Annotated in this window: 7 protein-coding genes, 2 tRNA genes and 2 rRNA genes; 4 read left to right on the forward strand and 7 right to left on the reverse strand. The window is 45.2% G+C overall.

The window, feature by feature from the left end:
• Positions 1–93: 93 nt before the first annotated feature.
• From ACOJR9_RS15745 to ACOJR9_RS15760, 4 genes are all read right to left on the reverse strand, one after another.
• Positions 94–3,059, reverse strand: a 23S ribosomal RNA gene (locus tag ACOJR9_RS15745).
• 500 nt (positions 3,060–3,559) lie between these two features.
• Positions 3,560–3,636: transfer RNA gene (locus tag ACOJR9_RS15750), tRNA-Ile, on the reverse strand.
• Between the two features lie 200 nt (positions 3,637–3,836).
• Positions 3,837–3,912, reverse strand: a tRNA-Ala gene (locus tag ACOJR9_RS15755).
• 79 nt (positions 3,913–3,991) lie between these two features.
• Positions 3,992–5,528 (reverse strand): 16S ribosomal RNA (locus ACOJR9_RS15760).
• The 16S and 23S rRNA genes sit together here with 2 tRNA genes alongside, the layout of an rRNA operon.
• A gap of 476 nt (positions 5,529–6,004) precedes the next feature.
• Here ACOJR9_RS15760 and ACOJR9_RS15765 point away from each other — a divergent pair.
• Positions 6,005–6,466 (forward strand): RNA recognition motif domain-containing protein, encoded by a 462-nt coding sequence (locus ACOJR9_RS15765; protein WP_420933866.1) that lies wholly within the window; start codon positions 6,005–6,007, stop codon positions 6,464–6,466.
• A gap of 63 nt (positions 6,467–6,529) precedes the next feature.
• Here ACOJR9_RS15765 and ACOJR9_RS15770 read toward each other — a convergent pair whose 3' ends face one another.
• On the reverse strand, positions 6,530–7,849 hold the full coding sequence (locus ACOJR9_RS15770) for a DUF5610 domain-containing protein (protein WP_420933867.1): 1,320 nt from the start codon (positions 7,847–7,849) through the stop codon (positions 6,530–6,532).
• Positions 7,850–8,051: 202 nt separating this feature from the next.
• On the opposite strand from ACOJR9_RS15770, the gene trmA reads away from it, so the two are divergent.
• Complete coding sequence (gene trmA, locus ACOJR9_RS15775; protein WP_420933868.1) at positions 8,052–9,158, forward strand: tRNA (uridine(54)-C5)-methyltransferase TrmA; 1,107 nt, start codon at positions 8,052–8,054, stop codon at positions 9,156–9,158.
• Positions 9,159–9,289: 131 nt separating this feature from the next.
• Here the strand turns inward: trmA and fabR are convergent, their stop codons facing one another.
• Entirely contained in the window at positions 9,290–9,883 is a 594-nt protein-coding gene (gene fabR, locus ACOJR9_RS15780) for an HTH-type transcriptional repressor FabR (protein ID WP_420933869.1), read from the reverse strand.
• Positions 9,884–10,166: 283 nt separating this feature from the next.
• Between fabR and ACOJR9_RS15785 the strand changes: the two genes are divergently transcribed.
• Together ACOJR9_RS15785 and sthA are read left to right on the forward strand one after the other, a co-directional pair.
• On the forward strand, positions 10,167–11,294 hold the full coding sequence (locus ACOJR9_RS15785) for an acyl-CoA desaturase (RefSeq protein ID WP_420933870.1): 1,128 nt from the start codon (positions 10,167–10,169) through the stop codon (positions 11,292–11,294).
• A 174-nt stretch (positions 11,295–11,468) separates the two neighbouring features.
• The gene (gene sthA / locus ACOJR9_RS15790) at positions 11,469–12,884 is read left to right on the forward strand and encodes a Si-specific NAD(P)(+) transhydrogenase (protein ID WP_420933871.1); all 1,416 of its coding nucleotides are present in this window, start codon (positions 11,469–11,471) and stop codon (positions 12,882–12,884) included.
• Between the two features lie 48 nt (positions 12,885–12,932).
• On the opposite strand, the gene ACOJR9_RS15795 is transcribed toward sthA, so the two are convergent.
• Complete coding sequence (locus tag ACOJR9_RS15795) at positions 12,933–13,238, reverse strand: pyridine nucleotide transhydrogenase (RefSeq protein ID WP_420933872.1); 306 nt, start codon at positions 13,236–13,238, stop codon at positions 12,933–12,935.
• Positions 13,239–13,286 lie beyond the last annotated feature (48 nt).

The raw sequence follows: 13,286 nt of genomic DNA on the forward strand, positions 1-13,286 counted from the left end.
AATCAAGGAGTAATCACTTCTCACTCTACTTGCTTTATTCTTTATAAGCTTGTCGCTTTACAACACACCAGCCTAAAGCTTCTTGGGTGTTGTATGGTTAAGCCTCTCGGGCAATTAGTACAGGTTAGCTTAACGCCTTACAACGCTTCCACACCCTGCCTATCAACGTCATCGTCTATAACAACCCTTCCAGACCTTTAAGGTCAGGGATGACTCATCTTTGGGCCGGCTTCCCGCTTAGATGCTTTCAGCGGTTATCCGTTCCGAACGTAGCTACCGGGCAATGCCATTGGCATGACAACCCGAACACCAGCGGTTCGTCCACTCCGGTCCTCTCGTACTAGGAGCAGCTCCCATCAATCATCCAACGCCCACACCAGATAGGGACCGAACTGTCTCACGACGTTCTAAACCCAGCTCGCGTACCACTTTAAATGGCGAACAGCCATACCCTTGGGACCGACTTCAGCCCCAGGATGTGATGAGCCGACATCGAGGTGCCAAACACCGCCGTCGATATGAACTCTTGGGCGGTATCAGCCTGTTATCCCCGGAGTACCTTTTATCCGTTGAGCGATGGCCCTTCCATACAGAACCACCGGATCACTATGACCTACTTTCGTACCTGCTCGACGTGTCTGTCTCGCAGTTAAGCTAGCTTATGCCATTGCACTAACCTCACGATGTCCGACCGTGATTAGCTAACCTTCGTGCTCCTCCGTTACTATTTGGGAGGAGACCGCCCCAGTCAAACTACCCACCAGACACTGTCCACAATCCCGATAAGGGACCAATGTTAGAACATCAAACATACAAGGGTGGTATTTCAAGGACGGCTCCACACATACTAGCGTACGTGATTCATAGCCTCCCACCTATCCTACACATGTAGGTTCAATGTTCAGTGCCAAGCTGTAGTAAAGGTTCACGGGGTCTTTCCGTCTAGGTGCGGGTACACAGCATCTTCACTGCGATTTCAATTTCACTGAGTCTCGGGTGGAGACAGCGTGGCCATGGTTACACCATTCGTGCAGGTCGGAACTTACCCGACAAGGAATTTCGCTACCTTAGGACCGTTATAGTTACGGCCGCCGTTTACCGGGGCTTCGATCAAGAGCTTCGCTTACGCTAACCCCATCAATTAACCTTCCGGCACCGGGCAGGTGTCACACCCTATACGTCCTCTTACGAGTTTGCAGAGTGCTGTGTTTTTAATAAACAGTCCCAGCCACCTGGTCACTGCGGCCCTCGTCCGCTCAAGGAGCAAGTCCTATCACAGATAAGGGCGTACCTTCTCCCGAAGTTACGGTACAATTTTGCCGAGTTCCTTCACCCGAGTTCTCTCAAGCGCCTTAGTATTCTCTACCTGACCACCTGTGTCGGTTTGGGGTACGGTTCATATAATCATACGTTTAGAAGCTTTTCCTGGAAGCAGGGCATCAACAACTTCACTCCCTTGGGAGCTCGTCTCGCGTCTCAGCTTTAAGAATCCGGATTTACCTAAATTCTCGGCCTACTCGCTTTCACTTGGACAACCAACGCCAAGCTTGCCTAGCCTTCTCCGTCCCTCCATCACTGATTATATAAGTACGGAAATATTAATCCGTTTCCCATCGACTACGCATTTCTGCCTCGCCTTAGGGGCCGACTTACCCTGCCCTGATTAGCATGGGACAGGAAACCTTGGTCTTCCGGCGTGGGAGTTTTTCACTCCCATTATCGTTACTCATGTCAGCATTCGCACTTGTGATATGTCCAGCAAGCTTTACAACTCACCTTCATCCACTTACACAACGCTCCCCTACCCAGAGGACATCCTTAACCCCACTCCACTGTGATAAACGCTTTACCAGCAGGCCGCTTCGCGACGTTGCTGTTAGCTTTCATCATAAATGAAGTTAAGTGATGTCCTCTGCCGCAGCTTCGGTATATTGCTTAGCCCCGTTACATCTTCCGCGCAGGCCGACTCGACTAGTGAGCTATTACGCTTTCTTTAAAGGGTGGCTGCTTCTAAGCCAACCTCCTAGCTGTCTGTGCCTTCCCACATCGTTTCCCACTTAGCAATATTTTGGGACCTTAGCTGGCGGTCTGGGTTGTTTCCCTCTCCACGACGGACGTTAGCACCCGCCGTGTGTCTCCCGGATAGTTCTCATTGGTATTCGGAGTTTGCAAAGGGTTGGTAAGTCGGGATGACCCCCTAGCCTTAACAGTGCTCTACCCCCAATGGAATTCGTCCGAGGCTCTACCTAAATAGATTTCGGGGAGAACCAGCTATCTCCCGGTTTGATTGGCCTTTCACCCCCAGCCACAAGTCATCCGCTAACTTTTCAACGTTAGTCGGTTCGGTCCTCCAGTTGATGTTACTCAACCTTCAACCTGCCCATGGCTAGATCACCGGGTTTCGGGTCTATACCTAGCAACTCAACGCGCAGTTAACACTCGCTTTCGCTACGGCTCCGTTATTCACTTAACCTTGCTACTAAATATAAGTCGCTGACCCATTATACAAAAGGTACGCAGTCACCCCGAAGGGCTCCCACTGCTTGTACGTATACGGTTTCAGGTTCTATTTCACTCCCCTCACAGGGGTTCTTTTCGCCTTTCCCTCACGGTACTGGTTCACTATCGGTCAGTTAGGAGTATTTAGCCTTGGAGGATGGTCCCCCCATATTCAGTCAAGATAACACGTGTCCCGACCTACTCGATTTCACTGTAAAGCACGCTTCGTGTACGGGGCTATCACCCGGTATCGCTCCTCTTCCCAAAGGATTCCACTACACACTAAACAGCTTAAGGGCTGCTCCCCGTTCGCTCGCCGCTACTAGGGGAATCTCAATTGATTTCTTTTCCTAAGGGTACTTAGATGTTTCAGTTCCCCTCGTTCGCCTCGTTACACTATGTATTCATGTAACGATACCTGTAAACAGGTGGGTTTCCCCATTCGGACATCTGTGGCTCAAATGCATTTTGTCGGCTCACCACAGCTTTTCGCAGACTTACACGTCCTTCATCGCCTCTAACTGCCAAGGCATCCACCGTATACGCTTAGTCACTTAACCATACAACCCTAAAAAGCCTTGAGTATCGGCCTCATGTCCGCCTTTTGAATTCGGACACGGGTAATGTTATATGCATGACAAGCTAATCGGAAGAATTGCCTTGCTATCTTCTTTGTCAACCGAACGCGTCGATTGACCCGCCTTGCGGCGTTGTCGATAACAAGCAATTCAAGTCAAATAGAGTAAAAAGTGCGTCTTTCGACTTCTCAATTACTCTTCTGATTGATTACTATTAATATCAGCTTTCCAAATTGTTAAAGAACATTCGATGTTTCCTGCTATTGCAGTACTATCATCTTTAGGGTAAAAAACCCTAATCAATGCTTACTTAAAAAGTAAATATTCATTAGGATTTCGGGTCTAACGTGACACAAAAATCAACTTTCTACCTTACCCTTTCACTACCGCCATCTTTAGCGAGTAGAAAAACCGTCAGGAAGCTCCGCTTCCGGTTAAGCGGCTTTTTTCACGACGACTTGCAACGCAAGTAAGAAGGAAAATGGTAGGCTTGGGCAGACTTGAACTGCCGACCTCACCCTTATCAGGGGTGCGCTCTAACCAGCTGAGCTACAAGCCTGTTCTTGCTGCTGTCTTTTGCCCTATGTCGCAGCTCGTCATACGGCTTACCTAGAACAAAAATCATTGCAACAACTGTTTATTAGCCTCAGCGGCCAAACTCTCTACCTTTTAGCGAGTAGATAAATAACAAGTCGATTTTACATCGACGGTAAGTTATTTATCACGACCACTTACAACGTAAGTGTTTGCGGTAAAGAATGGTGGAGCTAAGCAGGATCGAACTGCTGACCTCCTGAATGCAAATCAGGCGCTCTCCCAGCTGAGCTATAGCCCCATAAACTTGTGTCGTTCTTTATTTTCTAGACAAAACAATCTGTGTAGGCACTGCATCAAGGGCGTCATCGACGTAATAGTAAGGAGGTGATCCAACCCCAGGTTCCCCTAGGGTTACCTTGTTACGACTTCACCCCAGTCATGAAACACAAAGTGGTAATCGTTCTCCCGAAGGTTAAACTAACTACTTCTTTTGCATCCCACTCCCATGGTGTGACGGGCGGTGTGTACAAGGCCCGGGAACGTATTCACCGCAATATTCTGACTTGCGATTACTAGCGATTCCGACTTCATGGAGTCGAGTTGCAGACTCCAATCCGGACTACGACATTCTTTAAGGGGTCCGCTCCACATCACTGTCTCGCTTCCCTCTGTAAATGCCATTGTAGCACGTGTGTAGCCCTACACGTAAGGGCCATGATGACTTGACGTCGTCCCCACCTTCCTCCGGTTTGTCACCGGCAGTCTCCTTAGAGTGCCCAACCTAATGCTGGCAACTAAGGACAAGGGTTGCGCTCGTTGCGGGACTTAACCCAACATCTCACGACACGAGCTGACGACAGCCATGCAGCACCTGTGTCAGAGTTCCCGAAGGCACCAATCTATCTCTAGAAAGTTCTCTGCATGTCAAGTGTAGGTAAGGTTCTTCGCGTTGCATCGAATTAAACCACATGCTCCACCGCTTGTGCGGGCCCCCGTCAATTCATTTGAGTTTTAACCTTGCGGCCGTACTCCCCAGGCGGTCTACTTATCGCGTTAGCTTCGCTACGCACGCCTTAAAGGCACACACAGCTAGTAGACAGCGTTTACGGTGTGGACTACCAGGGTATCTAATCCTGTTCGCTACCCACACTTTCGCACATGAGCGTCAGTCTTTGGCCAGGGAGTCGCCTTCGCCACTGATGTTCCTCCAGATATCTACGCATTTCACCGCTACACCTGGAATTCCACTCCCCTCTCCAAGACTCTAGTCTGCCAGTTCTAAATGACCATCCCAAGTTGAGCTCGGGGCTTTCACATCTAGCTTAACAAACCGCCTGCGTGCGCTTTACGCCCAGTAATTCCGATTAACGCTCGCACCCTCCGTATTACCGCGGCTGCTGGCACGGAGTTAGCCGGTGCTTCTTCTGTTGTTAACGTCACGGTGAGCAGGTATTAACTACTCACTTTTCCTCACAACTGAAAGTGCTTTACAACCCGAAGGCCTTCTTCACACACGCGGCATGGCTGCATCAGGGTTTCCCCCATTGTGCAATATTCCCCACTGCTGCCTCCCGTAGGAGTCTGGACCGTGTCTCAGTTCCAGTGTGGCTGATCTTCCTCTCAGAACAGCTAGAGATCGTCGCCTTGGTGAGCCTTTACCCCACCAACTAGCTAATCTCACTTGGGCCTCTCTTTGCGCCGGAGCCTAAGCCCCGTTTGGTACACAAGTGCACATTATGCGGTATTAGCAGTCGTTTCCAACTGTTATCCCCCTCGCAAAGGCAAGTTCCCAAGCATTACTCACCCGTCCGCCACTCGTCAGCGATGTGCAAGCACATCCTGTTACCGTTCGACTTGCATGTGTTAGGCCTGCCGCCAGCGTTCAATCTGAGCCATGATCAAACTCTTCAATTAAATATATCGAATTATGAATCGTCGTATAGACACTCTTAACGAGTGCCCACACAGATTGTCTTGTCTACATTGTTAAAGAACGTGGTTGCTACTGCAACCTCACCGTAAGCCGTTGCTTTTTGGTGACTCACTCCGTTTGAGTGAGGTGCGCATTTTACATCGTTTATTCAGGATGTCAACCTTACTTTTAAACTTTTTAATTGTTTTTGAGCTTGGTTGCGCGCTTACATTGTGAGTTGCTTGTAGCCCCCTCAAAACGTGGAGCGCATTATAGATAGCTGAACTAAAAGATCAACACTTAATTGGTGTTTTTTACTGTTTAATGAACTTTTTATCTTAACCGTTCATTTCTTCATCATTTCTGTTACTTTTATGCGTCTTTAGACTAGTTTCTTCACATTTTATTGTTCAATTTGTTACAAATGAGTAAACTAGCTTCGGCCTTCAACCCAAAAAAACAATAGAAAGGTAGTTATATGAAAGTAGGCTTTATTCAGTGCACTATTATTAGTGCCATTTTTGCAATCGCAGGTTATTTATTATTTTCTTCAGCGAGTTTGGACGTTCACGTTCCATTGACTATCTCAGCTGCACTTTTGATTAGCGGGATCGTTACGCCATGGCTAGCTTCACTTATTCAAAGCTCACCTTCTTCCGATGGCGATGCTTTAAGTTCAGATGCCGTTGAGACACTTTACGTCGGTAACTTGCCGTATCGTGCAAATGAAAGTGCAGTGAAAGAATATTTTAGTAGCTATGCAGAAGTTCAATCGGTTCGTCTTATGAAAGATCGTAAAACAGGTAAACGGAAAGGTTACGGCTTTATAGAAGTAGTAGCAAATGATGTAGACTCTGTTATCGAAAAAACCAATGATTCCACTTTTCAGGAGCGCACCTTAAAAGTAAGGCCAGCGAAAGAGAAAGTTGAACACGCTTAAGCAAAAAAGCCTGGTGTGAAGCCAGGCCTTTTTATCTTTTAGTTTTTACCTACCAATGTTTACCTATGATGCAGAAGAAGACTCATTACTATCAGTATTGATTTCTGCCTGTGGCAATCCACCTAATAATGTCTGATTAAATGTGTGGAATCTATTTATCGCACTGATGAGATCCGGTACCTGCACGTCTTCCATATTGCTAATAAGTCCCGCTATTAATGCGTTGTAATCTTCATTAGACGCTAGGGTATTTTCGGCATTCTCAAACGTATTCATCATTTTTTCTAAATACTGAGACACTGGACTCACTACATTACCATACTGACTACGCTCATCATTATCTTCGTTATAATGCTGAATGTTTTCATAAGCTTTCAATACGTCAGTTTGTGTGGACCTGTTCAACTGAAGGGCATAACCCACTAATTCTTTATCGTCGAAGCCTAAACTCAACGCCTCTTCAAAAGCCTTGTCAACGTCACCTTTATAGAACGTATCTGCCAGGTCTTGAACTTGGCCCACCAAATCAGCGATAGACTTCATTTCAGCTTCATCTAATTCTCCCCTTAGGGAAAAACTAATTCCACTTCGTTCATAATATTCAAATGCCGTCGTTTGCTGTGCAGACACATTAGTTGTTGCGCCATCACCAGACCCATCACTGATTGATTGGGTTTGAAACGACGTTTGTTGACTAGCTTGGAATGACTGCAAGCTTTCAAAGCTAAAGGTGACTTCATCGCCGTCTTTAGTACGTATAGACAATTGTCCTGACTGCTCGTTAGATACCGACGCAGCAGCAAGTGTTGACACACGCGCTAGGTTGCCGTTTTCCACACCTTGTCGATTGAATATATCGGTTTCTAAATCGTCTATCCCCGTATCGATAAGTTCACGGCTTCTACTGATCCCGTTTTCAAGCTCCTCATTCATAAAGCCTGCTAAGTCTTTCTCTGCCATTGCAAAGCCTCTGCTCACGCCCTCTCTTGCTTGGCTGAACAGACCGCTAAGCTTTTCATCACTTGCACCACCGTCAGCAGCACCGCGGATCACACCACCCACAAAGCGCATGACATTCTTAGCCACTTTTTCGAAATCGAATAAACTCTTGTTCTTTTCTTCTGCTTTCTTATCAGCCAACTCTTTTGGCTTCTGTCCGTCAATCTCAAGAGTTTGACTAAGACTACCGCTGACTACCCGCAATCCAATACTCGTTTGCGTGCTGTTGACAGAAACGGTTGATGCCTGCTGCTTTGCTAGCTCAGCAGCCTGTTGTAATCCATCTTGCTGAAGCTGCTTTTTCAGTGCCTCATTAGGATGAACTGCTGTCTTTTGATCGGCCTTCTGATCGCCCATAAAAGCCTTGATTTGACCCACGTTCATAATTTGATCCTCACTATCCTCATAGAGTTTATCGGCACTAACTCAATATTGTTTAATTTTAATACAGAATATTTTACTACGCTTAACATTTAGGTTTGCACATATTATAGAAGCCTCTACAATTCGCATCCTTGCGAGAAGTGAGATTTGAAACGACTTCTCTTGTAGATGTTAGCCCATAGCTTTTGATGGAGAACAATTGATGGAAAATAAGACGTCAGCTACCAATCTGTTGCAGTACCAGACACAACTCGACGAAAAAGTAGATCGTCTTGGGTCGCTGCTTTCTGCATTTGATGCGCCATCATTGTCAGTATTTCCCTCTTCACCTACGCATTACAGAATGCGAGCCGAGTTTAGGGTTTGGCACGACGGTGACGATCTTTTCCATATTATGTTTGATCAGCAAACAAAAGAAAAATATCGCGTAGATACGTTTGAACCAGCCTGTGAGGCAATCAATAAAGCCATGGCGGCACTTTTAGACATAGTGCGCCCGAGTGAATCACTGCGTAAAAAGCTGTTTCAAATCGATTACCTATCGGCGCTGTCAGGGGAATTAGTCATAAGTTTGTTGTACCACAGACAGCTAGATAGCAAATGGGAACGTGAGGCAAACGAACTTAAAAGCACCCTATCTACTCTGTTTCCTGCAGTCAGCATTATTGGTAGAGCCCGCAAGCAAAAGATTATTGTTGGTAATGACTTTGTCATCGAAAAGCTGCCCATTAATAACCGCGAATTTATATTCAAGCATATTGAGAATAGTTTTACTCAACCTAATGCGAAAGTGAATTGCGATATGATCGAGTGGGCACTGGATTGTGTTAAGCCGCTTAAAGGCGATCTGTTAGAAATGTATTGTGGTGCTGGTAATTTTTCAATTCCTCTGGCAAGTCACTTCGACAACGTAATTGGTACCGAGATAGCGAAGCCCTCGGTGAACGCAGCGCAGTACAATATTGAGCAGAATCAGTTAGACAATGTGAAAATCGTACGGTTGGCAGCAGAAGAATTTACTCAAGCCATGAGAGGAAAGCGTACCTTCAGTCGTTTGGAAGGCATTGAACTTAGCGATTATAACTTCACAACTGTGTTAGTCGACCCACCTCGTGCAGGGCTGGACGAGGACTCATTAAAAATGATTCAAGATTACGACAATATTATCTATATATCCTGTAACCCAGAGACGTTAGCCGATAATCTGCAATTATTGTGCACTACTCATACTGTGGCCAAAACTGCGTTATTCGACCAATTTCCATTTACACACCACATAGAAGCCGGCGTGTTGTTGACTAGAAAATAACGCGTTAAAAATAGGGCAATAACAAATATTGCACTGTTACTGCCTCTGCGTCTCCTTTTGGCATTAATCTTATAGGCAATCCGTAGATAGTGATCTGATGGGAATAGCGCATTAGTCAGAAGAGGGAAGAACTAACGCTTTATCGTTGCCCCTAATTGAACAAATCGCAATTGAGTTTTGACTTTCTCTCCAATTTCGCAGCGCAGCTTGTCATCAGCCTCAAGAGCTTCCGCACCTGCACTAAAAACAAGTCTCACCATGGCATCGGCTTGCATATGCGCTGATGCATACTCTACACCTTGCTTTTCGATAATGTAGTCGGTTAATTCATCAATAAAATGCTGAATTTCTCTGAATACCGCCAGTCGATAGGCAGACGACGTACCCGTATGCTCTCTCAATAGCAACCGAAACACGTTGGTGTTTGCAGCAATAAACTCCATAAAGGTTTCAACAGATGTGTGAATAACGCCACCACCCGATGCAATTCGACGACGCGCCTGTCGCATTAATTGCCTCAGAGCTAGACCGGCCTCATCAACCAAAGTTAAACCAAGTTCGTCCATATCTTTAAAGTGACGATAGAAGGAAGTAGGCGCAATGCCTGCTTCCCGCGCCACTTCACGAAGACTAATCGCTGATAGGCTTCTATTTTCATCAAGCAATGAAAATGCCGCATGAATAATATTTTGACGGGTTTTTAATTTTTGTTCTTGTCGACTCACATTAATACCACTTCTTCATACCTTTTCGGATTATCCCATTGTCTGCCTTAAGACTACACATAACTTTACATTGCGTCCTACATTAAAGTTAGGCGTTCTAGCATAATCGCAAAGTCCAAGAAAAAAATAATAGCATCTAGAATTGTCTTTGTATTTACGGGGCGTTTCGCTGGTCTATAATAATTAAAGTTTAGCTAGGTTAGCAGAACTTAACCTAGTTTTACTTGCCTGAGAATGCATAAAACGATAAATTAGCGAACAGTTGTAAGCCAAGTGGTCAAAAATGAAAAAACCTCCTCTAATATTAACAAATGTGCTGGTATTTATTGTATCCGGTGCGATTGCATTCATTGGTGCCCCGCTATGGGTGGCGTATCGTGGAATAGACTGGGTCGAAATAAGCGCAGCTATTTTTTTATTTTACTTTACCGGTATGTCGATCACTGCCGGTTATCACCGCCTGTGGTCGCATAAAACATACGATGCGAACATTGTAGTACGAGTAATTCTAGCAGTTGGTGGTGCTATGGCACTGCAAAACAGCATACTTCACTGGTCTTCAGATCACCGTGTTCATCACCGTCATGTAGACGACAATGACAACGATCCGTACTCAGCAAAGAAAGGTTTGTGGTTTGCGCATATCGGCTGGATGCTGCGTGAGTATCAATCAAATCGGTATGACGATTACCGTAATTGCAAAGATCTGCAGAAAGACAAGGTGGTAATGTGGCAACATAATTACTATCTTCCCATCGTTCTAGTGGCGAACTTCGGTATAACAGGTTTATTGGGTTGGTTAAACGGCGATGTTATGGGCATGATTTTAATTGCAGGCGTGCTTCGCCTTGTGCTAGTCCACCACGTCACGTTTTTTATTAATTCACTTGCTCATTTTTGGGGCAAACAGCCCTACACAGATAAAAATACGGCGAGGGATAATGGGTTGCTAGCCTTTTTCACTTTTGGTGAGGGGTATCATAACTATCACCATATCTTTGAGTACGATTATCGCAACGGTATTCGTTGGTATCAATTCGATCCAACAAAATGGCTTATCCGTGGGTTATCCTTCGTTGGTTTAACCACAAATCTTCGTAAGGTTCCCGAAGAGCGCATTGAAAAAGCACTTGCTGCGATGCAACTTCAGAGGGCGAGCGAAAAAGTGTCGATGCTTCCTAATGCCGATGAAATGATGAACACCATTCAGAAAGAGTACGATTTACTTATGCACCGCATGAGCGATTATTACTCTACAAAGAAGCGAATAATGCGAGTGAAGCAGAAGTCTTTTCAGCGCACCCTTGAAGGGTTGGAACTGACGTATAAGTACAAAGAGTTAAAGCATTCATTTGCAGTTCAGAAAGAGAAGTGGCTGCAGCTTCAGACGCTTTCTTTGCAAATGGCTTAATCAGCTATAAATCACAGCTGAAATAAAAAACCACATGTAATGCGTTGCATGTGGTTTTTTTTATGTGCTATTTACTTCTATAGCTATTTGTAAAGGCAGTAGTAAGGTATAAATAAGGTACTATTAAACCAGCTCATACAGTCCTTACGCGTTCAAATTCAAAAGGAAGACAACATGGCAGCAAAGCAAAAAACTCCATCATATCACTACGACGCAATCGTCATTGGTACAGGCCCTGGCGGAGAGGGGGTAGCCATGCAGCTAGCCAAAGCGGGTAAAAAAGTGGCTGTTGTTGAACGTTATGAGGCAGTTGGTGGCGGATGCACACATTGGGGAACTATACCTTCTAAGGCACTTCGCCATTCGGTGAGTCGTTTAATTGAATATAATAGTTCGCCCCTCTTTGCTGACAATCATCTCAGTAGAAGTTTAACGTTTTCTGAAATCATGCGTCACGCCAGTGGTGTTGTTAATAGCCAGACCAGATTGAGATCGTCATTTTACGACAGAAATCGCGTTACCTTATTTCACGGTGAAGCCAGCTTTATCGATGCACATACACTTCAAATTACTCGCAAAGACGGATCAAAAGACATTGTTACAGCAGGGCAATTTGCATTAGCAACGGGTTCTCGCCCCTACACTCCTAAAGATATCGATTTCAATCATCCTCGTGTGTACAACTCAGACACCATTTTATCACTTAAGCACGATCCTAAATCTATTATCATTTACGGTGCAGGTGTTATTGGTTCGGAATACGCGAGTATTTTTCGCGGTCTAGGTGTGAAAGTAGACTTAGTGAATATGCGCGATCGCCTGCTATCGTTTCTCGATACGGAAATATCAGATGCGCTGAGCTATCACTTGTGGAATAACGGTGTACTTATACGTCATAACGAAACCTATGCGTCGGTAGAGACAACGGACGATTCTGTCATTCTTAATTTAGAATCTGGTAAGCGGATGAGGGCTGACTGTTTACTATTTGCAAACGGAAGAACGGGTAACACAGACACGTTAAAGCTTGAGAATATCGGCTTAAAAGCTGACAGCAGAGGTCAGCTGAAGGTGAATGAAAATTATCAGACCGACGTGGATAATGTTTATGCTGTTGGAGATGTGATTGGATATCCTAGTTTAGCGTCTGCCGCTTATAACCAGGGCCGTTTTGCTGCTGAAGCAATGCTAGCTGGTAAGACTCATGCCTCTTTAGTGGCCGATATTCCATCAGGTATCTACACCATTCCCGAAATTAGTTCAGTTGGTAAAACTGAGCAAGAGCTTACCGCAGCGAAAGTGCCCTATGAAGTGGGGAGAGCTCAATTCAAGCATCTAGCGCGAGCTCAGATTGCATCTACCCAAACCGGTAGCTTGAAAATACTGTTCCATCGTGAAACTAAAGAGATACTGGGAATTCATTGTTTTGGTGAGCGTGCGTCTGAGATTGTGCATATCGGACAGGCAATTATGCAGCAGAAGGGAGAAGGCAACACGATTGATTACTTTGTGAATACCACCTTTAACTACCCCACAATGGCAGAAGCTTACAGAGTTGCGGCTATCAATGGTTTAAACAGAATATTTTAGAAAGAAAAAAGCCGGCAAAATGCCGGCTTCTCGTATTAACACTTCATTTTAATTTCTGTTTGCTGCAAGCGCGTTTAGCGACTCTTTGTGTGCAACAACGTCAATATGCATTTTTTCTTGATCAAATGTCATAGTGGCAATCGCATAATCGCCTTGGCTATCGTTCGCGATTTTAACGAGTTCTTGTTGAGCATTACGGAAACGAATGTTATTGCCAATTGTGTTGGCCATACATTGGTTATTCATTTCGAACGTTTTAGCGTCCATACAATCGAAAAGCTGGTCACTACCAGAGTCCGCATGCGCTATGCCAAATGAAGCTAAAAGGGCTAAACTGAATACTACTTTACGCATGTCTTTTCTCCTTAAGTACATTATTGTACTGTTAGTGTGAGAATACGC

The sequence above is a fragment of the Alteromonas ulvae genome (assembly GCF_048987005.1).
Taxonomy (GTDB): Bacteria; Pseudomonadota; Gammaproteobacteria; order Enterobacterales; family Alteromonadaceae; genus Alteromonas.

Coding starts and splice junctions, on each gene's coding strand:
- ACOJR9_RS15765 (WP_420933866.1), top strand. CDS start 6,005: ATGAAAGTAGGCTTTATTCAGTGCACTATTATTAGTGCCATTTTTGCA.
- ACOJR9_RS15770 (WP_420933867.1), bottom strand. CDS start 7,849: ATGAACGTGGGTCAAATCAAGGCTTTTATGGGCGATCAGAAGGCCGAT.
- trmA (WP_420933868.1), top strand. CDS start 8,052: ATGGAAAATAAGACGTCAGCTACCAATCTGTTGCAGTACCAGACACAA.
- ACOJR9_RS15785 (WP_420933870.1), top strand. CDS start 10,167: ATGAAAAAACCTCCTCTAATATTAACAAATGTGCTGGTATTTATTGTA.
- sthA (WP_420933871.1), top strand. CDS start 11,469: ATGGCAGCAAAGCAAAAAACTCCATCATATCACTACGACGCAATCGTC.
- ACOJR9_RS15795 (WP_420933872.1), bottom strand. CDS start 13,238: ATGCGTAAAGTAGTATTCAGTTTAGCCCTTTTAGCTTCATTTGGCATA.